The sequence below is a fragment of the Massilia sp. CF038 genome (assembly GCF_900129765.1).
Taxonomy (GTDB): Bacteria; Pseudomonadota; Gammaproteobacteria; order Burkholderiales; family Burkholderiaceae_D; genus Telluria_A.
On the sequence record NZ_FQWU01000006.1, the window covers coordinates 22,240 to 43,557 of the forward strand.

At 61.2% G+C, this 21,318-nt stretch carries 27 protein-coding genes; 21 read left to right on the top strand and 6 right to left on the bottom strand.

Annotated features, from left to right (window positions below; all coding sequences use genetic code 11):
• The first annotated feature begins 154 nt into the window (after nt 1–154).
• The 19 genes from BUC24_RS24260 (at nt 155) to BUC24_RS24350 (ending at nt 13,428) form a co-directional block, all read left to right on the top strand.
• Nucleotides 155–1,078 carry an ABC transporter ATP-binding protein gene (locus BUC24_RS24260; RefSeq protein ID WP_073222975.1) on the top strand — a complete coding sequence of 308 codons (924 nt, stop codon included), beginning with the start codon at nt 155–157 and terminating at the stop codon, nt 1,076–1,078.
• Nucleotides 1,075–1,839 (top strand): ABC transporter permease, encoded by a 765-nt coding sequence (locus tag BUC24_RS24265; RefSeq protein WP_073222977.1) that lies wholly within the window; start codon nt 1,075–1,077, stop codon nt 1,837–1,839. Before BUC24_RS24260 ends, BUC24_RS24265 begins: the two co-directional genes overlap by 4 nt.
• A 13-nt stretch (nt 1,840–1,852) precedes the next feature.
• Nucleotides 1,853–2,089: a BolA family protein gene (locus BUC24_RS24270; protein ID WP_073222979.1), complete on the top strand. Its 237-nt coding sequence runs from the start codon at nt 1,853–1,855 to the stop codon at nt 2,087–2,089.
• Between the two features lie 3 nt (nt 2,090–2,092).
• Complete coding sequence (murA, locus tag BUC24_RS24275; protein WP_073222981.1) at nt 2,093–3,343, top strand: UDP-N-acetylglucosamine 1-carboxyvinyltransferase; 1,251 nt, start codon at nt 2,093–2,095, stop codon at nt 3,341–3,343.
• A gap of 10 nt (nt 3,344–3,353) precedes the next feature.
• Nucleotides 3,354–4,040, top strand: a complete 687-nt coding sequence (gene hisG / locus BUC24_RS24280; RefSeq protein WP_073222982.1) for an ATP phosphoribosyltransferase — start codon at nt 3,354–3,356, stop codon at nt 4,038–4,040.
• 9 nt (nt 4,041–4,049) lie between these two features.
• Nucleotides 4,050–5,372 (top strand): histidinol dehydrogenase, encoded by a 1,323-nt coding sequence (gene hisD, locus BUC24_RS24285; protein WP_073223245.1) that lies wholly within the window; start codon nt 4,050–4,052, stop codon nt 5,370–5,372.
• The gene (locus BUC24_RS24290) at nt 5,369–6,184 is read left to right on the top strand and encodes a DNA-methyltransferase (RefSeq protein WP_073222984.1); all 816 of its coding nucleotides are present in this window, start codon (nt 5,369–5,371) and stop codon (nt 6,182–6,184) included. Before hisD ends, BUC24_RS24290 begins: the two co-directional genes overlap by 4 nt.
• A complete protein-coding gene (hisC, locus tag BUC24_RS24295; RefSeq protein WP_073222986.1) occupies nt 6,181–7,278 on the top strand; it encodes a histidinol-phosphate transaminase in 1,098 nt (365 codons plus the stop codon). The genes BUC24_RS24290 and hisC overlap by 4 nt, the downstream gene beginning before the upstream one ends.
• 13 nt (nt 7,279–7,291) lie before the next feature.
• The gene (gene hisB / locus BUC24_RS24300; RefSeq protein ID WP_073222988.1) at nt 7,292–7,882 is read left to right on the top strand and encodes an imidazoleglycerol-phosphate dehydratase HisB; all 591 of its coding nucleotides are present in this window, start codon (nt 7,292–7,294) and stop codon (nt 7,880–7,882) included.
• A gap of 19 nt (nt 7,883–7,901) precedes the next feature.
• Nucleotides 7,902–8,537: an imidazole glycerol phosphate synthase subunit HisH gene (hisH, locus tag BUC24_RS24305; RefSeq protein WP_073222990.1), complete on the top strand. Its 636-nt coding sequence runs from the start codon at nt 7,902–7,904 to the stop codon at nt 8,535–8,537.
• A gap of 34 nt (nt 8,538–8,571) precedes the next feature.
• On the top strand, nt 8,572–9,351 hold the full coding sequence (gene hisA, locus BUC24_RS24310) for a 1-(5-phosphoribosyl)-5-[(5-phosphoribosylamino)methylideneamino]imidazole-4-carboxamide isomerase (RefSeq protein ID WP_073222992.1): 780 nt from the start codon (nt 8,572–8,574) through the stop codon (nt 9,349–9,351).
• A 2-nt stretch (nt 9,352–9,353) separates the two neighbouring features.
• Nucleotides 9,354–10,115 carry an imidazole glycerol phosphate synthase subunit HisF gene (gene hisF, locus BUC24_RS24315; protein ID WP_073222994.1) on the top strand — a complete coding sequence of 254 codons (762 nt, stop codon included), beginning with the start codon at nt 9,354–9,356 and terminating at the stop codon, nt 10,113–10,115.
• A 9-nt stretch (nt 10,116–10,124) separates the two neighbouring features.
• A complete protein-coding gene (hisI, locus tag BUC24_RS24320; protein WP_073222995.1) occupies nt 10,125–10,559 on the top strand; it encodes a phosphoribosyl-AMP cyclohydrolase in 435 nt (144 codons plus the stop codon).
• Complete coding sequence (locus tag BUC24_RS24325; RefSeq protein ID WP_073222997.1) at nt 10,559–10,897, top strand: phosphoribosyl-ATP diphosphatase; 339 nt, start codon at nt 10,559–10,561, stop codon at nt 10,895–10,897. Before hisI ends, BUC24_RS24325 begins: the two co-directional genes overlap by 1 nt.
• A gap of 21 nt (nt 10,898–10,918) precedes the next feature.
• Nucleotides 10,919–11,290 carry a histidine triad nucleotide-binding protein gene (locus BUC24_RS24330; protein ID WP_073222999.1) on the top strand — a complete coding sequence of 124 codons (372 nt, stop codon included), beginning with the start codon at nt 10,919–10,921 and terminating at the stop codon, nt 11,288–11,290.
• Nucleotides 11,291–11,376: 86 nt separating this feature from the next.
• On the top strand, nt 11,377–11,601 hold the full coding sequence (gene tatA, locus BUC24_RS24335) for a Sec-independent protein translocase subunit TatA (RefSeq protein WP_073223001.1): 225 nt from the start codon (nt 11,377–11,379) through the stop codon (nt 11,599–11,601).
• Between the two features lie 47 nt (nt 11,602–11,648).
• Nucleotides 11,649–12,134, top strand: a complete 486-nt coding sequence (gene tatB, locus BUC24_RS24340) for a Sec-independent protein translocase protein TatB (RefSeq protein ID WP_073223003.1) — start codon at nt 11,649–11,651, stop codon at nt 12,132–12,134.
• Nucleotides 12,135–12,890: a twin-arginine translocase subunit TatC gene (tatC, locus tag BUC24_RS24345; RefSeq protein ID WP_073223004.1), complete on the top strand. Its 756-nt coding sequence runs from the start codon at nt 12,135–12,137 to the stop codon at nt 12,888–12,890. It abuts the gene before it with no gap.
• A 175-nt stretch (nt 12,891–13,065) separates the two neighbouring features.
• On the top strand, nt 13,066–13,428 hold the full coding sequence (locus BUC24_RS24350; protein WP_073223006.1) for a VOC family protein: 363 nt from the start codon (nt 13,066–13,068) through the stop codon (nt 13,426–13,428).
• Between the two features lie 7 nt (nt 13,429–13,435).
• On the opposite strand, the gene BUC24_RS24355 is transcribed toward BUC24_RS24350, so the two are convergent.
• Complete coding sequence (locus BUC24_RS24355; RefSeq protein WP_073223007.1) at nt 13,436–14,035, bottom strand: hemerythrin domain-containing protein; 600 nt, start codon at nt 14,033–14,035, stop codon at nt 13,436–13,438.
• 185 nt (nt 14,036–14,220) lie between these two features.
• On the opposite strand from BUC24_RS24355, the gene BUC24_RS24360 reads away from it, so the two are divergent.
• Entirely contained in the window at nt 14,221–14,709 is a 489-nt protein-coding gene (locus BUC24_RS24360; RefSeq protein ID WP_073223010.1) for a nuclear transport factor 2 family protein, read from the top strand.
• On the opposite strand, the gene BUC24_RS24365 is transcribed toward BUC24_RS24360, so the two are convergent.
• Nucleotides 14,682–16,421, bottom strand: coding sequence for an extracellular catalytic domain type 1 short-chain-length polyhydroxyalkanoate depolymerase (locus BUC24_RS24365; RefSeq protein WP_073223012.1), 1,740 nt, complete (start codon nt 16,419–16,421; stop codon nt 14,682–14,684). The two genes, BUC24_RS24360 and BUC24_RS24365, sit on opposite strands and share 28 nt — an antisense overlap.
• A 221-nt stretch (nt 16,422–16,642) precedes the next feature.
• Between BUC24_RS24365 and BUC24_RS24370 the strand changes: the two genes are divergently transcribed.
• Entirely contained in the window at nt 16,643–17,179 is a 537-nt protein-coding gene (locus BUC24_RS24370) for a DinB family protein (protein WP_073223014.1), read from the top strand.
• On the opposite strand, the gene BUC24_RS24375 is transcribed toward BUC24_RS24370, so the two are convergent.
• Genes BUC24_RS24375 through BUC24_RS24390 form a run of 4 tightly spaced genes read right to left on the bottom strand, consistent with a single transcriptional unit; the run spans nt 17,180 to nt 21,297 of the window.
• Nucleotides 17,180–17,935, bottom strand: coding sequence for an alpha/beta hydrolase (locus tag BUC24_RS24375; RefSeq protein WP_229448667.1), 756 nt, complete (start codon nt 17,933–17,935; stop codon nt 17,180–17,182). It lies immediately after the preceding gene.
• Nucleotides 17,936–17,943: 8 nt separating this feature from the next.
• Complete coding sequence (locus BUC24_RS24380; protein WP_083599132.1) at nt 17,944–19,866, bottom strand: DUF885 domain-containing protein; 1,923 nt, start codon at nt 19,864–19,866, stop codon at nt 17,944–17,946.
• Between the two features lie 57 nt (nt 19,867–19,923).
• The gene (locus BUC24_RS24385) at nt 19,924–20,802 is read right to left on the bottom strand and encodes a DUF2785 domain-containing protein (protein WP_083599133.1); all 879 of its coding nucleotides are present in this window, start codon (nt 20,800–20,802) and stop codon (nt 19,924–19,926) included.
• A gap of 9 nt (nt 20,803–20,811) precedes the next feature.
• Nucleotides 20,812–21,297 (bottom strand): hypothetical protein, encoded by a 486-nt coding sequence (locus BUC24_RS24390; RefSeq protein WP_073223016.1) that lies wholly within the window; start codon nt 21,295–21,297, stop codon nt 20,812–20,814.
• Between the last annotated feature and the right edge of the window lie 21 nt (nt 21,298–21,318).

A 21,318-nucleotide genomic window follows, 5' to 3' on the forward strand; every position in this document is an offset into this window, starting at 1 on the left:
TTGAGAGCGGAACCGGGTCCCGGTCCTGCTCTTGTCTAGACGAGTGGTTATCTCCCATTCGATTCAGCAATACAAGATTTCCCCTATAATTGACGGCTCACTTCGCACTGTATATGCATGCTGTATATACATCCGAAGCTCACCTGAAAAAAGCATGACTGCAATCCAGATTACCAAGGTCGAAAAAAGCTACAAGTCCCTCAAGGCCTTGGGCGGCGTGTCCCTGAGCATCGAAGAAGGCGAATTCTTCGGTTTGCTGGGCCCCAACGGCGCCGGCAAGACCACGCTCATTTCCACCATCGCCGGCTTGATCCGGCCCGATGTGGGCAGTGTCGCCATCCACGGCCACGACGTCGTCACCGATTTTCGCGCTGCACGCGGCAAGCTGGGCGTGGTGCCGCAGGAACTCGTGTTTGATCCCTTCTTCACGGTGCGCGAAACGCTGCGCCTGCAGTCCGGTTACTTTGGCCTGAAGAACAACGACAAGTGGATCGACGAGGTCATGGGCGAACTGGACCTGACCAACAAGGCGGACGTCAACATGCGCGCCCTGTCCGGCGGCATGAAGCGGCGTGTGCTGGTGGCCCAGGCCCTGGTCCACAAGCCGCCCGTGATCGTGCTCGACGAGCCCACCGCCGGTGTGGATGTGGAGCTGCGCCAGACCCTGTGGAAGTTCATCTCGCGCCTGAACCGCGAAGGCCACACCGTGGTGCTGACCACCCACTATCTGGAAGAAGCGCAAGCCATGTGCCAGCGCGTGGCCATGCTCAAGGCCGGCCAGGTGGTTGCGCTGGACACCATGTCGGCCCTGATCCGCCGCATCTCGGGTTCGCAGCTGATTGTGCACCTGGCCAGCGGCGACTTGCCCGAGGACTTGCGCCACCTGGTGTCGCACGACGAACACGATAGTGGCAACAGCGGTGGCAACAAGTATTCGCTGCGCGTGAACGAATACACCGACGTCGAACCGATCCTGGCGCGCCTGCGCGAAAGCGGCGCCGTCATCGACGAAATGCAGTTGCAGCAAGCCGATCTCGAAGATATCTTCTTGCAGATCATGGACAAGGGTGCTTTATGAGTTTCATCTCCGTCGGTTTCCAGACCCTGCTGTACAAGGAGACGCTGCGCTTCTGGAAAGTCGCCACGCAGACCGTGGCTGCGCCCGTCCTCACGGCCATGCTCTACCTGCTGATCTTTGGCCACGTGCTCGAAGGCCGGGTCGAAGTGCACGGCACCACCTACACCGCCTTCCTGATTCCCGGTCTGGTGATGATGAGCGTGCTGCAAAACGCGTTTGCCAATTCCTCGTCCTCGCTGATCCAGTCCAAAATCACTGGCAACCTGGTCTTCATTCTGCTGCCGCCGCTGTCGCACTGGGAAATCATCTCGGCCTACGTGCTGGCCTCCGTGGTGCGCGGCCTGGCCGTGGGCCTTGGCGTGTTCACCGTCACCGTGTGGGCCGCCCACCTGTCGTTCGAGGCGCCGCTGTGGATCCTGGTATTTGCGCTGATGGGCGCCGCCATCCTCGGCACCATGGGCGTCATCGCCGGCATCTGGGCGGAAAAATTCGACCAGCTGGCGGCCTTCCAGAACTTCCTGATCATGCCGGCCACCTTCCTGTCCGGCGTGTTCTATTCGATCAAATCGCTGCCGCCGTTCTGGCAGGCGATTTCGCATTTCAATCCATTCTTCTACATGATCGATGGCTTCCGCTACGGCTTCTTCGGCAAGTCCGACGTTTCGCCGTGGATGAGCCTTGCGATCGTGTCGGTGTTCTTCGTGGTACTCGCGGGGATCGCCATCAACTTGCTCAAACGCGGCTACAAGCTGCGTCACTAACTTAGGAATTATCGTGGCGACCACTCCCGAACTTATCCACGGCTACATCAGCGCCGGTCTCGAATGCACCCACCTCGAAGTGGAGGGCGACGGCCAGCACTTCACCGCCGTCATCGTCTCGCCTGCCTTTGCCGGCAAGCGGCCGATCCAGCGTCACCAGATCGTCTACGCAGCACTGGGCGACCGCATGCGCGAAGAAATTCACGCGCTGTCGATGAAGACCCTGACCCCTGAAGAATACCAAGGATAAAACATGGACCAGCTTAAAATCATCGGCGGCAACCGCCTTGACGGCGAGATCGTCATCAGCGGCGCCAAGAACGCGGCCCTGCCGATCCTGTGCGCCGGCCTGCTCACCGCAGGCAATCTGGAACTGTCGAACGTGCCGCGCCTGCACGACGTCAAGACCATGCTCAAGCTGCTGGCAAAAACCGGCCTCAAGGTCGATCAGGACGACGAGCGCGTGACCCTCAACGGCAGCGCCATCGACACGCTGGAAGCGCCCTACGAGCTGGTAAAAACCATGCGCGCTTCGATTCTGGTACTGGGTCCGTTGCTGGCACGCTTTGGCGAAGCCAAGGTCTCGCTGCCAGGCGGCTGCGCGATCGGTTCGCGTCCGGTCGATCAGCACATCAAGGGTCTGCAGGCGCTGGGCGCCGAGATCACCATTGAAGGCGGCTACATCTACGCCAAGTGCAAGAAGCTCAAGGGCGCCCGCATCCACACCGACATGATCACCGTCACCGGTACCGAAAACCTGCTCATGGCAGCGACCCTGGCCGAAGGCGAAACCGTGCTGGAAAACGCCGCGCGCGAACCGGAAGTGACCGACCTGGCGCACCTGCTGGTGAAGATGGGCGCCAAGATTGAAGGAATCGGCACCGACCGCCTGGTGATCCAGGGCGTGGCCGAACTGCATGGCGCCAGCCACGCGGTGATTTCCGACCGCATTGAAGCGGCGACCTTCCTGTGCGCAGTCGCGGCCACCGGTGGCGACATTCTGCTCAAGAACACCCGCACCGACATTTTTGATGTGGCGCTCGACAAGCTGCGCGACATCGGCGTGGTGCTCACTGCGACGCCGGATTCGATCCGCGCCCAGATGAGCAGCCGTCCGAAGCCGGTATCGTTCCGTACCACCGAATATCCGGGCTTCCCGACCGACATGCAAGCGCAGTTCATGGCAGTGAACACGGTCGCTTCCGGCACCAGCCGCGTGACCGAAACCATTTTTGAAAACCGCTTCATGCATGTGCAGGAAATGAACCGCCTGGGCGCGTCCATCCAGACCGAAGGCAACACCGCCTTCATCAAGGGTGTTGACCACCTGGTCGGCGCACCCGTGATGGCAACCGACCTGCGTGCTTCGGCCTCGCTGGTGATTGCCGCCATGGCTGCCAAGGGCGAAACCATCATCGACCGCATCTATCACCTCGACCGCGGTTACGACCGCATGGAAGTGAAGCTGTCGCAAGTGGGCGCGAACATCGTGCGCGTCAAATAAGGCAGCGCAGATGAGTCAATTCAGTATCGCGGCCCAGTCGCCATTTAGCTCGCAGTTGATCCTGGCGCTGTCGAAAGGCCGCATTTTCGAGGACACCCTGCCGCTGCTGGAAGCGGCCGGCATCACCGTGCTTGAAAACCCGGAGACCTCGCGCAAGCTGATCCTCGCCACCAACGATCCGAACGTGCGCGTGATTATCGTACGCGCGTCCGATGTGCCCACCTATGTGCAGCACGGCGCGGCGGACTTCGGCGTGGCCGGCAAGGACGTCCTGCTTGAACACGGCGGCGAAGGCTTGTACCAGCCGATTGACCTGAGCATCGCCAAGTGCCGCATGTCGGTCGCGGTGAACGCGGGCTTCGATTACGAAAAGGCTGTACGTCAGGGCGCCCGTCTGCGCGTGGCGACCAAGTTCGTCAACACCGCACGCGAACACTTTGCCGCCAAAGGCGTGCACGTCGACCTGATCAAGCTGTATGGCTCGATGGAGCTGGCCCCGATTGTCGGCCTGTCCGACGCGATTGTCGACGTGGTTTCCACCGGCAGCACGCTGCGCGCCAACAACCTGGTCGAAGTCGAAGAGATCATGGATATCTCCTCGCGCCTGGTGGTCAACCAGGCCGCGCTCAAACTCAAGCGTGAGCGCTTGCAACCGATACTTGAGGCGTTCGAACGAGCGTCGAAACTTAACCAATAATTGAACATCATGTCGCTACAGATTCGCAAGCTCGATTCGGCCCAGCCGGACTTCAAACAAAGCCTCGATGCACTGCTCGCATTTGAAGCATCCACCGACGAAGCCATCGAGAAATCTGTCGCATCCATCCTGCATGATGTGAAAACCCGCGGCGACGCCGCCGTCCTGGAGTACACCAACCGCTTCGACCGCATCCCCGGTGGCGCGGCCAGCATGGCGCACTTCGATGTCGCCCAGGCCGAACTGCAGGCCGCGCTGGATGGCCTGCCGCAGGCCCAGCGCGCCGCACTGCAAACCGCCGCCGAGCGCATTCGCGCATTCCACGAGCGCCAGAAGCAGGAGCTCGGCGGCTTTACCTACACCGAGCCAGATGGCACCGTGCTGGGCCAAAAAATCACGCCGCTCGACCGGGTCGGCATCTACGTCCCTGGTGGCAAGGCTGCCTATCCGTCATCCGTGCTGATGAACGCGATTCCCGCCAAGGTGGCTGGCGTACAAGAGATCATCATGGTCGTGCCCACGCCGGACGGCGTAAAGAACCAGATGGTGCTCGCTGCCGCCGCCATTGCCGGCGTCACGCGCGTGATTACCATCGGCGGTGCGCAGGCCGTGGGCGCGCTTGCCTACGGTACTGCCACCATTGCGCCGGTTGACAAGATCGTCGGCCCCGGCAACGCCTATGTGGCTGCGGCCAAGCGCCGCGTCTTTGGCACCGTCGGCATCGACATGATTGCCGGTCCGTCCGAAATTCTGGTGCTGTGCGACGGCACGACTGACCCCGACTGGGTCGCCATGGACCTGTTCTCGCAGGCAGAGCACGACGAACTGGCGCAAGCCATCATGCTGTGCCCGGACGCCGACTACATCGCCCGCGTGGAGGCGAGCATCCACAAGCTGTTGCCGACCATGCCGCGTCACGAGACCATCCGCACTTCCATGAGCGACCGCGGTGCCTTGATCAAGGTACGCGACATGCAGGAAGCCTGCGACATCGCCAATGCGATCGCTGCCGAGCACCTGGAGATTTCGGCCGAGAATCCGCAGCAGTGGGCTGACCAGATCCGCCACGCCGGCGCCATGTTCCTGGGGCGTTTTTCGTCCGAGTCGCTGGGCGATTATTGTTGTGGCCCGAATCACGTGCTGCCAACCTCGCGCACGGCACGCTTTTCCTCGCCGCTGGGCGTGTACGACTTCCAGAAGCGCTCGTCGATTATTTTCGTCAGCGAAGCCGGCGCGCAAACGCTGGGCCGCGTTGCCGCCGAACTGGCGTACGGCGAAGGCTTGCAGGCCCACGCCCGCAGCGCCGAACTGCGTTTGAAACCGGTGCCATGAGCACCAACTGGGTCAATCAGATCTTTTGCGAGGATGCGCTTTCCGGGCTGGAGCGCATCCCGGACGGTTCCATCGATCTGATCCTGACTGATCCACCCTACAACCTGGGCAAGGACTACGGTAACGACTCGGACCAGCAAAGCGTGGCCGACTACCTGGCCTGGACCGAGCAATGGATCGCCAAGGCCCTGCCCAAGCTCAAACCCAACGGCAGCCTGTATATTTTTTTGACCTGGCGCTTTTCGCCGGAGATTTTCGTCATGCTGAAAAAGCGCATGACGATGATGAACGAGATTATCTGGGACCGCCGCGTGCCTTCCATGGGCGGCAGCGTGCGCAGTTTCAGTTCGGTACACGACACCATCGGCTTTTTCGTGAACCGCAAGGATTACTACTTCGACCTGGACGCTGTGCGCATTCCGTACGACGCCGAGACCAAGAAGCTGCGTTCACGCTCCATTTTCGTCGGCGCGAAATGGCTGGAGATCGGCTACAACCCCAAGGACCTGTGGAGCGTGTCGCGCCTGCACAAGGAACACCCGGAGCGTGCCGACCATCCGACCCAAAAGCCGCTGGAGATCATTGAACGCATGGTCAAGGCCTCTTGCCCGCCGGACGGCGTGGTGCTCGACCTGTTCATGGGCAGCGGCACCACCGCCATCGCGGCCAAGCGCTGCGGCCGCAATTTTGTCGGCTTCGAACTCAATCCCGCTTACTGCGAGATCATTCAAAGCCGCCTGGCCGCGCCCGAACAGCAGGCCGTCAAAAAACCAGTCAAACGCAAAACCAACGCACAGAAAGTAGAAGCATGAGTTCCATCGACAAGCTGCTGGCCAATACCATCCGTCCCGAGATCCTGGCCGACGCCTCGTATCACGTCCCGGAGTCCAGCGGCTACATCAAGCTCGACGCGATGGAAAACCCGTACCCGCTGCCGATCCACATGCGCGCGGAACTGGGCCGGCGCCTGGCCGAAGCAGTGCTGAACCGCTATCCGGTGCCCAGCTACGCCAGCCTGAAACACAAGATCCGCGCGCGCCTGGGTGTGCCGAAGGGGTATGACGTCATCCTCGGCAACGGCTCCGATGAAATCATTTCGATGATCGCCACTGCCGTCACCGGACCAGGCAAGCGCGCCACGATCATGGCGCCGGTACCGGCCTTCGTGATGTTTGCGCGCACTGCCATGCTGGTCGGCGCCGAATTTGTGGGCGTGCCGCTGCGCGCCGACCTGACGCTCGACCTGGACGCCATGCTGGCTGCCATTGCCAAGCACAAGCCGGCCGTGGTCTTCCTGGCTTACCCCAACAACCCGACCGGCAACCTGTTCAAGGAAGACGACGTGGTGGCCATCATCCGCGCGCTGGGCGACACGGGCATTGCCGTTGTCGACGAAGCCTACGGCCCGTTTGCCCGCACCAGCTTCATGCACCGCCTGCCCGAGTTCGAGAACATGATCGTCATGCGCACGGTCTCCAAACTGGGCCTGGCCGGCATCCGCCTGGGCTACATGGCGGCCGCGCCGGCCCTGCTGGAACAGTTCGAGAAGGTGCGCCCGCCGTATAACGTGAACGTGCTGACCCAGATTGCCGCTGAGTTTGCGCTGGACAACATTGATGTGCTGAACGATCAAGCGTCGAAGCTGATCGCCGCCCGCGAGCAATTATCGAGCGACCTGGCGCGTTTGCCAGGCGTCACCGTTTTTCCCTCTGCAGCGAATTTCCTGCTGGTGCGCGTGCCCGATGCCGCCGCCGCCTGCACGAAACTCATTGAGGACAAGGTCATGGTCAAAAATGTGAGTAAAATGCACGAGATGCTGGCTAACTGCATTCGTGTGACCGTGAGTACGCCGGAAGAAAATTCCGCTTTCCTGGATGCCCTCAAGGCATCGCTGATTTCGCACTAACCGAGCAACGTCCATGACCCGCACCGCAGAAATTACGCGCAACACCAACGAGACGCAAATCCGCTTGTCGATCAACCTCGACGGCACCGGCCAGCAAAAGCTGAACACCGGCGTGCCCTTCCTCGATCACATGCTCGACCAGATTGCCCGTCACGGCCTGATCGATCTGGACATCGAATGCGTGGGCGATCTGCACATCGACGCCCACCACACCGTGGAAGACACTGGCATCACGCTCGGCATGGCAGTGGCCAAGGCCATCGGCGACAAGAAGGGCATCCGCCGCTACGGCCATGCCTACGTGCCGCTGGATGAAGCGCTGTCGCGCGTGGTCATCGATTTCTCCGGCCGTCCGGGGCTGGAAATGCACGTGCCCTGGAAGCGCTCCATGATCGGCGCGTTCGATGTCGACCTGGCGCACGAATTCTTCCAGGGGTTCGTCAACCACGCCCTGGTCTCGCTCCACATCGACAACCTGCGCGGCGAGAACGCCCACCACCAGTGCGAAACCGTGTTCAAAGCCTTCGGCCGCGCGCTGCGCATGGCTGCCGAGCTGGACGCGCGTTCGGCTGGCACCATTCCATCCACCAAGGGCAGCCTGTAAGCCGGCAATCGATCTCGCGATGAAAAAAATTGTAGTAGTCGATTACGGCATGGGCAATCTGCGCTCCGTCGCACAAGCCTTGCGCGCGGTGGCACCGGACGCCAACGTCCTCATTTCCGGCGAAGTGGCCGACATCGACAGCGCCGACCGCATCGTGCTGCCTGGCCAGGGTGCCATGCGCGACTGCATGGCCAGCCTGCGCGCCTCCGGCGTTGAAGAAGCCCTGCTCCGTGCCTCGAAAACGCGCCCCATGATGGGCGTGTGCGTGGGCGAGCAGATGCTGTTCGATGTCAGCGAAGAAGGCGATACGCCTGGCCTGGGCCTGTTGCCCGGCAAAGTGGTGCGCTTTCAGCTTGAAGGCCGCGTGCAGGAAGACGGCTCGCGTTTCAAGGTCCCGCAAATGGGCTGGAACCGCGTCAAGCAGGTGCGCCCGCACGCTCTGTGGGAAGGCATTGCCGACGATGCGTGGTTCTATTTCGTGCACAGCTACTACGTGCAGACCGACGCCGCCTACACCGCTGGCGAAACGGATTACGGCGCGCCGTTCTGCTGCGCCGTCGCCCGCGATAATATTTTTGCGACCCAGTTCCACCCGGAGAAAAGCGCCGGCGCCGGACTGCAGCTGTACAAGAATTTCGTTCACTGGAATCCCTGATTTCAACTCAACCCTTTAACAACTGATACCGATCATGCTGCTCATTCCTGCCATCGACCTGAAAGACGGTCACTGCGTTCGCCTCAAACAGGGCGATATGGAACTTGCCACCGTCTTCTCGGAAGACCCTGCCGAAATGGCGCTGCACTGGCTCAAGCAGGGCGCACGCCGCCTGCATCTGGTCGACCTGAATGGCGCCTTTGCCGGTAAACCCAAGAACGAGTCGGCCGTCAAATCGATTCTGCAGGTGGTGCAGGAATTCGCGGTCGACAATGACATCGACGAGATCCCCGTGCAACTGGGCGGCGGCATCCGTGACCTGGACACCATCGAGCGCTATCTGGACGACGGCATCACCTACATCATCGTCGGCACCGCCGCGGTCAAGAACCCGGGCTTCCTGCATGACGCCTGCGGCGCTTTCCCGGGCAGTATCATCGTCGGCCTGGACGCCAAGGATGGCAAGGTCGCCACCGATGGCTGGAGCAAGATGAGTGGCCACGAAGTGATCGACCTGGCGCAGAAATTCGAAGCCTATGGCGTGGAATCGATCATCTACACCGACATCGGCCGCGACGGCATGATGGGCGGCATCAACATCGAAGCCACCGTCAAGCTGGCCCAGTCGGTACGCATTCCCATCATCGCCTCGGGCGGCCTGCACAACATTGGCGACGTTGAAGCCCTGTGCGCAGTACAGGACGAAGGCATCGAAGGCGTCATTTGCGGCCGCTCGATCTACGAAGGCACCATCAATCTCGGCGAAGCGCAAACGCGCGCCGACGAACTCACCGACGGCGCAGCAGCCGAATAACAATGCTCGCAAAACGAATCATCCCCTGCCTGGACGTGACCGATGGCCGCGTTGTCAAGGGCGTCAATTTCACCGAGCTGCGCGACGCGGGCGATCCGGTGGAAATCGCACGCCGCTACGACCAGCAGGGTGCCGACGAAATCACCTTCCTCGACATTACCGCTTCCAGCGATGGGCGCGACCTGATCCTGCACATCATCGAAGCAGTGGCCTCCACCGTGTTCATTCCGCTCACCGTCGGTGGCGGTGTGCGCAAGGTGGAAGATGTGCGCCGTCTGCTCAATGCCGGCGCTGACAAGGTCAGCATGAACACCTCGGCCGTCACCAATCCGGAACTGGTGTTCGACGCCTCGCAAAAGCACGGCTCGCAATGCATCGTGGTGGCGATCGACGCCAAGCAGGTGGCGCCGGGCAAATGGGAAGTGTTCACCCACGGTGGGCGCAAGGCCACAGGTCTGGACGCGGTCGAATGGGCAATGAAGATGGAAAAACTCGGTGCCGGCGAAATTCTGCTCACCTCCATGGACCGTGACGGTACCAAGGTCGGCTTCGACCTGGGCCTGACCAGCAGCGTATCGAACGCGGTGGGCATTCCCGTCATCGCCTCCGGCGGCGTGGGTGGCCTGCAGGATCTGGCCGACGGCATCAAAATTGGCAAGGCCGATGCCGTGCTCGCAGCCAGCATCTTCCACTACGGGCAGCACACGGTGCAGGAAGCGAAGCGCTTCATGGCCGCGCAGGGCATCCCCATGCGTTTGGATTAGGAGATTTGTATGCCTAACAGTGCAGCTGGAGCCAACGCAAAATGGCTCAAGAAAGTCAAATGGGATGAACACGGGCTGGTGCCTGTCATCGCCCAGGAAGCAGGTTCGAACGATGTGCTGATGTTCGCCTGGATGAACCGTGATGCGTTGTCCAAAACGGTGGAGCTGGGTGAGGCAGTGTACTGGAGCCGCTCGCGCAAGAAGCTGTGGCACAAGGGTGAAGAGTCGGGCCACACCCAGAAAGTGCTGGAGATCCGCCTCGATTGCGACGAAGACGTGGTCCTGCTCAAGATCGAGCAGACCGGTGGCATCGCTTGCCACACCGGCCGCCATTCCTGTTTCTTCCAGAAGTTTGACGGCGACGCCAAAAGCGGCGACTGGCAGGTCACCGAACCGGTGCTGCAGGATCCGGACACCATTTATTCCAAACCAAAGAACACATAATGAGCGTAACCCTGGCCCGTGTGGCAGCAGTGATCGAATCGCGCAAGATCGACAAGGGCGGCGACCCGGCCACCTCGTATGTGTCGCGTTTGTTTTCCAAAGGTGACGACGCGATCCTGAAAAAAATCGGGGAAGAAGCGACCGAACTGGTGATGGCCGCCAAAGATGCGCGCGTCGACGGCGATAGCGCCAAGGTGCTGTACGAGTGCGCCGACCTGTGGTTCCATTCCATGGTCTTGCTGGCCCAGTTCGGCCTGAGCCCGCAGCAGGTGCTCGACGAGCTGGCCCGCCGCGAAGGCGTGTCGGGCATCGACGAAAAAGCCGCTCGCCCTACCTAATTTAATACTCGGGAGCCCACGATGGACAACTGCCTGTTCTGCAAAATCGTCGCCAAGCAAATTCCTTCGACCGTTGTGTACGAGGACGACGATCTGCTCGCGTTCAAAGATATCCACCCGCACGCACCGGTGCACTTGCTGGTCATTCCCAAGGTGCATGTGTCGACCTTGTCCGAATGCGATGCCAGCCACACCCCCATTTTGGGCAAGATGTTGGCACTGGCACCAAAACTTGCAGCCGAGCATGGTTGCGCGGTATCGTATGATGCTGACGGCAAGCCGCAGGGCGGTTACAAGACCTTGATCAACAGTGGTCCGGATGGTGGGCAGGAGGTCTACCATTTGCACCTGCATCTGGTGGGCGGACCGCGCCCATGGCGGGTCCAGGGCTGAGCCCACGGCACGTACGAGCTGCATCGCGTAAAATAACGAAGTTGGCATTCACGAATTCGGGCTTTTTGCCTGGCAAGGAGAAGATGATGGGTGGATTGAGTATTTGGCACTGGCTGATCGTGCTGGTGGTCGTGGTGCTGGTGTTTGGTACCAAAAAGCTGGGCAATATGGGTGGCGACATCGGCAAGGCCGTCAAGGGCTTCAAGGATGGCGTGCGCGGCGAAGAAGACAAGCCAGTTGCTTCTGCACCAAGCCAGGTGGCTGACAAGACCACGATCGACGTCGAAACGAAAGAGAAGAACAAGCTCTGATGCCCATGCGCGCCCACGTTGCGCCTGGCCAGATGCTGTAAAACTCCATGATCGATCTTGGACTGACAAAAATCGCCGTCATCGGCGTGGTGGCGCTGGTCGTGATTGGCCCCGAAAAGTTGCCGAAAGTGGCTCGCATGGCTGGGAGTCTGTACGGCCGCATGCAGCGTTACCTGCACGAGGTCAAGTCCGAGGTCAGCCGCGAGATCGAGCTCGAAGAATTGCGCAACCTGAAAAAGGAAGTCGAAGAGACGGCGCAGACTATTCGCTCCGACGTCGAAACCTCGATCAAGGAAAGCATGGACGATGTGGAGTCCGCCTGGCGCGACCTGCCCACCTCGACCATGCCGGCCGCCACCATGAGCGACCTGGAACGCAAGGCGCGCGACTTCCGCCGCAAAAAGCTGGTCCGCAATTCGGCCATTCCTGGCTGGTACAAGCAGCGCAATGGCGGCAAGTCGCACATTATTTCTGGCGCCGCGCGCGTGAAAAAGTTCCGTCCGCGTGCAAGCTCAACCTCTTCGTTCTTCTAAATGACAGACAACGCTCCGGGCGAAGAGACCTTCATCTCTCATCTGATTGAACTGCGCGACCGCCTGGTCAAAGCCATCATTGGCATTGCCATCGTCGCTGCCGGCCTGTTTGCCTGGCCCGGTCCTTCCCGCATTTACGACTTCCTGGCGCAGCCGATGATCGACTCGCTGCCGGTGGGCGCGAAAATGATTGCTACAGGCGTCATTTCGCCTTTCCTGGTGCCCATGAAGGTGACTTTGGTTATTGCCATCATCCTGGCGCTGCCTTGGGTGTTCTATCAGCTGTGGGCCTTCGTCGCACCGGGCTTGTACGCGCACGAAAAGCGCCTGGTCATGCCGCTGGTGGTGTCGTCTTCGGCCTTGTTCATGTCTGGCGTGGCGTTTTGCTACTTTGTCGTGTTCGGGCGGGTGTTCAAGTTCATCAGCGATTTTTCTCCGCAGTCAATTGCGGTGATGCCGGATATTGAAAACTATCTCGATTTTGTCATGTCCATGTGCCTGGCCTTTGGGGCCGCGTTCGAAGTGCCGGTGGTGGTGGTGATCCTGGTACGCATGGGCATGGTCAGTGTAGAAAAGCTCAAGGAATTGCGGCCGTATGCCATTGTCACGGCCTTCGTATTTGCCGCCGTGGTCACGCCACCGGACGCGGTCAGCATGCTGGCGCTGGCGATCCCCATGTGTTTGCTGTTCGAGCTGGGCTTGATTGTGGCGCCAATGTTCGTCAAAGCCACGCAAGCGCCCGAAGAAACCGCCTGACGCGCACCACCACATCGCCCTCGCGGAGGCGGGGGCCTATTCCATGCCGCCGAAGTTGTTCTGCGTGGTATAGGCCCCCGCCTCCGCGAGGGCGATGTGCTTGGGGTCCTAAATTCGCGTTGAATTCACCATATGAAACTGGCATACTTCTTAGCAATTGACTAAGAGGTGATGCATGCATGCATGGCTCAAACCGGCAATTCCGAAGCTCGCCTCCCTGAACATCGAGCGCAGCGTAGTCTTTTTCGAACACCTCGGCTTCGAGCGCGTGCTGGTCGAACCCACGGTGGCCATGGTCAGCCGCGGCCCGGTCGACATCCACTTCTGGCTCACCAGCGACGCGAGTGTGCCGCGCGCCACCGGTTGCCGCGTGAATGTCGACGACATTGAAGCGCTATATCAGGAATATCTCGCGCTCGACGTGGTGCACCCCGACGACCTGCTTGGTGACAAGGCGTGGGGCAAGCGCGAGTTCTCCATCCTCGATATTGACGGCAATGTGCTGACCTTTGCAGCAGCCATTCCGGCTGCTGCCTGAGCGCAATTTAATGCCGCTGGAGCGATGGCTCCGGCAATTTCTTGGACATGAAGCGCGCTGCCATGACGGCCGCACCCAGGCCAACCACAATCGCCGTCGTGCTGCCGGAAAAACCGACTGCCGTGTTCTTGGCAATTTTGCCCGCCTTGGGTTTCAGCAGTGCCAAGCGGCGGCTGGTCATCTGGGTACCCAGTTCCTCCAGCCTTTCCTTGCTGAGCATGGTTTCGGCTGCGGGCAGGAGCACCGTTTCCTCATCGGCCACGTGGTGCATCACGTCGCGCATCAGGTCGTTAAGAATTTGATCGTGACGCACATCTTTGGCATCGGTCGCGCGCAGCTCGGCAATCAGGCGCCGCATTTCGTCATGCTCGGGTTCGCTTTTCTGGATGATGGGTTCGTTCGGATCCAGGCGCCGCAAGACCGGGTAGAAAATCTCTTCTTCCAGCGTGGCATGGATTTCCAGCGCATCGCAGATGGTGTCTGCCAGCGCCTTCTTCACGCTGGGGCGGCTGTTGGCGGTGTATTGGTGAAAAGTTACCAGGACGTGGGAATGGTCGAAGCGGATCATGTCCGTGACCGATGGGCTGAGTTTGCTTAAAGAAAACATGGCGGTCTCCCGTCGTTAGGCCAGCTTTCAGAATAGTCAGCGTTAGCGGAAATGTAAGTAGGAGAAGGCCGCAATGGCGTGTCGGCGTCGGCCGTTTATCGGCGCTTGCCACCATCGGTCCCCATGCGCGTGCCGTTCGTCGCGCCGGCATCGCACGGCCCGGGTCGCACTGTCACACTGGAAGCATGAAAACAATCTTCCTTGCCTGCGCCCTGAGCGCCCTCGCCCTGCCCGCCACGGCTGCCGATCCTTTGTACGAAGCAATGGCGGCGGCAGACAGCGCCGCCTTCGACGCCTTCAACCGTTGCCAGGAGCCGGCGCAACTGGCGCGCCATGCCAGTTTCTTTTCGCCCGACGTTGAGTTCTATCACGACAATGGCGGCGTGACGTGGACCCGCGACGCCATGCTGGCCAACACGGCTAAATATGCATGCGGCAAATTTCGCCGGGAACTCATTCCGGGAAGCTTGCACGTGTTCCCCATCAAGGGCTTTGGCGCCCTGGTGCAGGGCGCGCACCGCTTTTGTCAGTACGAGAGCGGCAAGTGCGAAGGTATGGCCGATTTCACGGCCATCTGGCGTCACAGCGATGGCCAATGGCAAATGACGCGTGTCATGAGCTATGGCCACCGCAGTGTCGCTGCCGATCAGGGACAGTTGCCAATCACGAAGTAACCGGCTGCCGTCTGTGCCAGCGTGCTGGTGTAGAAGGTGTTGTTGAGCCCCATGTTCTGGTTCGACCCCGTTGCCAGCGCATAGCCGCCGCTGTTGTAGGCACGGCCCGCGCTCACGTGCGCGTAGTTGCTGCTGGTGGTCGCGCTGCACGTGAATGCGGACTTGGTAGTGCCGGTGACCGGGCTCGAGAGCGCGCTTTCCACGCCACCACTGCTGACCGACGACACTTGATAGCTGTAACTGGTGCTTGCCGTCAGGCCGGTATTGGTAAAGCCGGTGGCGCTGACCGGCGTGCCTGTGATCTTGCTGCCGTTCCTGTACACGTGGTAGCCCGAAGCACCACTGACCGCGCTCCACGAAAGGGTGATGGCGTTGGCAGTACTGCTGCTCACGGCCAGCGATGCCGGTGGTGCCAGTGGTGGTACTGGTCCGACCAGGAACTGGGCGATATTGCAGGCTGCCGAGGTTTGTCCGGTGCCGGCATCGCTGGCGCTCACGCTGCCGCTGTAATAGCCGTTGGACAGGGCGTAGCCGACACTGAAACTTGTCCCGCTGCCAGTGGTCTGATTAATGGGCGTGGGACCGTTCAAGATGACGCGGTAGCTGCTGATGCTGCCGCCGGCGTCCGTTGCGGCGCCGCTGATGGTGGCGGTATTGCCAGACACGCTGGCGTTACACGCCGTCATCACCGGCGCGGGTATCGCGGTCGCGCGCAAATTGTTCCTGAACCAGAAATCCATCACCACGCTGGGGTAATTGACCTTGTTGCCGTCAACGTAGTTGCTGTTCTGGCCGCCACTGCCGGCAGGCCAGGCGTGCCCCATGCTGGCGACCACAATTTCCGAGGTGCGCAGCTTGCCGTTGGCATCGGTATAAGGCGTGTCGGTACCGCCGCCCGCCACGGCCGCGTTGCTACCCTTGGTAAAGCTGCCGCCGTAGGCGCCGCGCATGGCCGCTGCGTCCATCGGGCCATAAGCCTGGGCCACGGTGTAGTCGCTGGTGCCCCAGATGACGCTGGCAATCTGCGTGGCAAAGTACGATGCGTTCCCGCCAGCGAGGGACTTGCAATTGTTGGCTGCCGTCGTGGCCGTGTATCCCGACGGCACGAAGCCGATCTGGCTGGTGGTGGTGCCAGGCGGCGGGCCCGCGTTAATACCCACGCCGGCAAAAATATCGGGCGCCATGCAGCCCAGCGCCATGGTTTCGCCGCCGCCGGACGACAAACCGGTCACATACACCTGCTTGGGATCGATCGCATAGGCGCTGTTGCTGACGAAGCGATTGATCAGATCGATCAGTACCGCATCGTGCCCGCTGCTGCGGTTGTGGCGGGTGCTGGCGTAGTCCCAGCAGTGGCTGCCGTACACATTCCCCGTGGCATTTGGCGCCAGAATTACGGCGCCGTAGCGATCGGCGGCGGCTTTCCAGTTGAAGCCCTGGTCGCTGCCCGAGGCAATCACATCGCCCGCGGCTGTTTGTGCGCAGCCATGCAATACCAGTACCAGGGCGCGCTTGCCGCCCAGTGTCGGCTGGCTGGCCGGCCAGTAGAAGTAACCCGTGAGGTTGCCGCCATTGACGCTGTCGGCGGCCCAGGTTTGATTGGCGCTCCAGACGCCGGGGCCGGCTGTGACTTGCGCGCTGGCGCTGATCGGTAGAAGGATGCATAGCGACGCAGCGAGGCGTCCAACCAGTTGCTTGATGCCGAGTTTCATGTCTCGTCTCCTGATTATTCTGCTCTTATATATGGGACCGGCCAGGTCTCGATACGTGCGGGCGGCACGAGGCCTCACCGTCCAGATCGGGGTGATCGGTTTTCTGTTTGTAGAGGGATCCCAAAATAAATTCTACAGGGATAAAAATTCAAGATGGTAAGATTACCTGCTCGTGCAGGCACCCCGTTTGTGCGAATTTGCACACGAATAAAGAGGTGGACATGGCAGAGATTGCCAATCTGGTACTGCTGGCGTCCTACAACCGCTGGATGAACGAGAAGTTGTACGCCGCCGCAGCCGCGCTACCGCAGCAGGCGCTGGAGCAGGACCGTGGCGCCTTTTTCGGTTCCATCATCGGCACGCTCAATCACATCGTGGCGGGCGACACCATCTGGCTCAAGCGCTTTGCCGCACTGGCCGATCATGCAGTCCCGCTGGCACCAGTGCTGGCCTTATCGACACCGCCGGCACTGGCGACCATCTTCAGTACCGAGCTGGCGCTGCTGGCCCCGCACCGGGCCATGCTTGATGGCGTGATTGAAGCGTGGGTCGCCACGCTCGACGCTGCCGCGCTGGACGCCACTCTGCATTACCAGAACAGCAAAGGTGTGGTGGGTGACAAGCGGCTGGGCAGCGTGCTGCTGCACTTCTTCAATCACCAGACCCACCATCGCGGTCAGGCCAGCACGCTGCTGTCGCAAGCCGGCGTTGACATCGGCGTCACCGACCTGCTGATGCTGGTCCCGAACCGCGCCTGATCAGTGCGACAGCGCTTTCGGATAGTCAGCGCTGTCCGAGATGGTGTTGTGTCCTGTGGCCGGGATTTGCACGTAGCGCGCTACCCCAGGCTTGAAGCGCGAGAATAACAGCTCCGAACTGGCGCGTGGAATCAGTTCATCGTTTTCAGCTGCGATGATGGTGGTGGGCGCCGTCACTTGCGGTGCATCGCGCCAGGATTCGAATTTATCGGTCAGCAGAATACTGACCGGGAAAATCGGAAACTGCTGCGCCGCCAGACCGGCAATGCTGTCGTAGGGCGTGACCAGCACCAGACGCGCGACTGGCCGCTGGCTGGCCACGTGCACTGCCACGCCGCTGCCCAGGCTGCGCCCGATCACGGTAATGTGCGCATGCTCGGCATGGAGCTTGTCAAACAGCGCCAGCGCGTCGGCAAACACCGCTTCCTGGCTTGGTTTGCCGGCGCTGCCGCCGTAGCCGCGGTAGTGCAGCAGATAGACCGCGCGATCCGGAAACGCAGCCGACACGGCCGGCAGGCTGCCTGACACGTCTTCCGCATTGCCGCCGAAGTAAAGCACCGCATCGGGGCCAGCCTGCTGCCGGCTCGAGACCAGCAATTGCTGGCCATTGAGCTGCATCTTGAGCACCGTGCTTTCATTGCCGTAACGGCGGGGCTGCGGATAAAAAATCAGCGAGCGCTGGGCCAGATACAGGCCCAGACAGGCAAGCGCATACAGCGCGATGGCGGCCAGCGCCATCCCGAACACAATTCGCATGCCCATCCTTATTGCATCAGCTCGCCGATCATCTTGACTGGCGCGCTCCCATAGCTAAGGAACTGGTCGTGGAATGCCTTCAGATCGAAGCGCGGGCCCAGGGCCTGCTTGCGCCGTTCGCGCAGCTCCATGATTTCGCTGTAGCCGCTGAAGTAGCTGGTCAGCTGCACCGACGACACTTGCGCGCGGTGCCATTTTTCGGTGGCTTCGCTGCGGGTCTGGAAGGCCTGGCGCATCAGCATGTCCATCGCTTGCGCTTCGGTCAGACCTTGCACGTGGATGCTGTAATCGAGGATGGTGTTGGTGACCGTGCGCAGGTTCCACTTCGAGTACATCAGCCACATTTCAGGCGTGTTGTCGCCATAGCCCGATTCGAGCATCATGCGCTCGCCGTACACGGCCCAGCCTTCGACCATGGCGCCGTTACCGAACAGTGATTTGATCAGCGACGGCGACTTGTTCGCATACACCAGCTGCGCGTAGTGGCCCGGAATCGCTTCGTGGATGTTGAGGATCTGCAGAATCCAGTGGTTGTATTCGCGCAGCTGGCTTTCGGCCTGCGCCGGCGTCATGCCATCCATCGGGGTGACGTTGTACCAGGTCTTGTCCTGCGGCCGGTAAGGGCCCGGCGCATCAATGCTGGCACCGGCCACGCCGCGCTGGTACATGGGCGTTTCACGCACCACCAGCGGTTTTTTCGGATCGAGCGTAAGCAGGTTGTTCTTGATGACCCAGTCCTGCAACACGGGAATCTGGCGCCGGATCTCGGGGAAGAAGTTTTCCGGTGCCACGTGGTTGGCCGACAGCTTGTCGATCACCATGCCGATTTTGGCCGTGCGGTCGGCCGGCTTGGCCGCGCCGCCCATGGTCTTGCCCCACAAGTCATCGGCCAGCACGTCCATGCGCTGCAGCAGCTGCTCGCGCGCGGCCAGCGCCTTCTGGTACATCTGCTCGGCGCTGACCCCGGCCTGGATGTCGTAGTTGAACTTCTGTTCGTACAGGGCGCGACCGATGCGGAACGAACGCGCCGTGCCGCTGGCCTGCTGCTGCTTGTCGAGCGCCGTAAGGAAGTCGACATAGCCCATCAGCGCCGTGCCGGCTGCCGCGATGCGCTGGGCAAACAGCTCTTTTTCCTGCGCGCTCAGGATCGAATCCTGGGCCGCCTTGCCCAGATCGGCCAGCACCGTGATCGTGCCGGGCGCCTGGGTCAGCGCCAGCTCGGTGTGTTCGTGGGTCGGGTTGACGATACTCGCTTGCGCCGCCACATAGAAGGCAGGCACATTGGCCAGGCGCTTGAGCAGGGTGCGCAGGCGCTGCGGCTTGGCCGCGTATTCCGATCCCAAAATCAGATCCAGCGGCGCGGCGATATTGTGCAGCGACGGGTTCCATTCGAATTCGCGGAAGGTGGTCAGGTACCAGCGGTCCGACTGCAGCTTGTTGACCAGCAGCGCGTGGTCGGTGCGCTGGCGGGTCGACAGTTTACTGGCATCGATCTTTTCGAATTTCGCCAGCCATTCGTTGATGAACGCCAGTTGCGCTGCGCGCGTCTCCGGATTGGGAATGGTCAGCGTGGCGGCGCTATCGTATTTACCGACGTAGATCGCGCTCTCCGGATCCATTTTCCACAAGGCGCCCAGGAACTGCATGCTCACCGTATTGAAGCGGCGGTCGCCCGACGCTTCCGGTGTACGCACCTCGGCTGCGGCGGGGCGGGCCACCGGCGCGGCGGCGGCAAGCGACTTGCCCTTGCCCTTGGCTTTGCCGGCCTTGGCGCCTTTTTTGGCGGCGGCCACGGTACGGGCTTTGCCTGCCTTGGCTTTGACTGTCTTGCTGGTTTTTGCAGCGCTGGCCTTTTTTGGCTTGGCGGCGTCCGCCGGCGACAGGGCGAAGCAGCCCAGCAGGACTGCAAGGGCGATTTTCGATTTCATCATGATGTTATGACCTTGTAAATATACGGGCGCAACTGTACAGCGGGCGTCAGATTAGCATTAATCGAGCTGCCTCAGCGCTTTTACGACATGGGGCATGATGCGTGCCCGTTGCGCCGCATCGCTGCTTTCGCCCAATGCGACGTACAGAGGCTGCAGAAAGCCCTTCAGATTGTGGCGCTGCGCGAGTGATGTTTGGGTGAACGGCCCGGGCGTGACGGACAGCGCGGCGAACCAGGCTTGCCATTGCTCGCTGCTGATGCTGTCGCGCCGCGCCAGATAAAACACGGGGGCCATCAGGCGTTCGCCCTCGCCGTACTGGTAAAAATGCCCTTGCTGCGCGGGAGCGCTGATTTGCGCGGCGACAGCAGCCAGCACGGTGCGCTGCTCGTCCGGCGACAAGGCCGGATGCACGGCCAGTTGCAGCATCAGATCAGCGCCGTGGGCGACGCCATGGCGCCATCCCTGCTGCGCGTCAAAGCCGCGATAGTCGCGCAGGGTGCGCAGATAGGCACTGCCGGCGCCGACGATCTCGTGGCGCTGCGTTGCGCTCATGAAGCTTTGGATGCGGTCGGCGCGCACCACTTCGGCCAGTGCCAGTGCCGCAAACGGCCGGCTGAACCCGGCGTGGTCGGCCTCGGCCAGACGCGCCAGCAGCGCCACGCGCAGGGTTTGCATGGTCGCCACGTCGAGCTGGCGCCCGCGCAGCATGAACTGGATCGACTCGAAGGCGGCATCATCGCGCAGCGCCGGGTCGGGGTCGGCCAGGCAGTCAAGCATGCCAAGTGCCAGTGCCTGGCGTTTGGCCGGGTCGGGGACTTCCCATTTGGCCGCGCGCAGCGACAGCAGTTCTGCGCGGGTGATGCCAGCGGGCGGACAGGCGCCGATTGCGCTGCCTTGCAACAGGACGGCCCCGGTCAGGACCCAAAGCATGCGCATGCCATCCTCCTATTCGACGCGGCCTTCACGAATCATGTTCTGGTGCTCTGCGTTCAACCTGGTCACGGCGTCTTTGCCGCGCGCGATATTGGTCAGACGGATCTCGCTTGCCTTGGTAAAGCGGTGGCCGATGCGGATCGTGTAGGAACCGGTGGCCCAGCTCCAGAAGCCTTGCTCGAAGGTGGCTTCATCCATGTCGCGCCACTTGACGCCGGCGATGCCTTTCTTCCAGGGCAGGATACCCGAGTACATCCACACGCCGATGTCGTCATAGTACAGCTGCACGCTGCGGATCAGCAGGAAACGGTAGACCACCAGGATGGCGGACAGCACCAGCACCACTGCAGCGACGATCGGGTTGACCAGAAATGCCAGCGGCAGCAGACCGCCGAACAGGATGGCGATCAGCAGTACGATGCCCAGATAGGCGATCCATGACTTGACGCCTACAACCTGGGCGTTCGGTCCGCTGCGGCTTGCGTTGTCTTCTTCCATTTATTCTTCCTTCAATTCGAC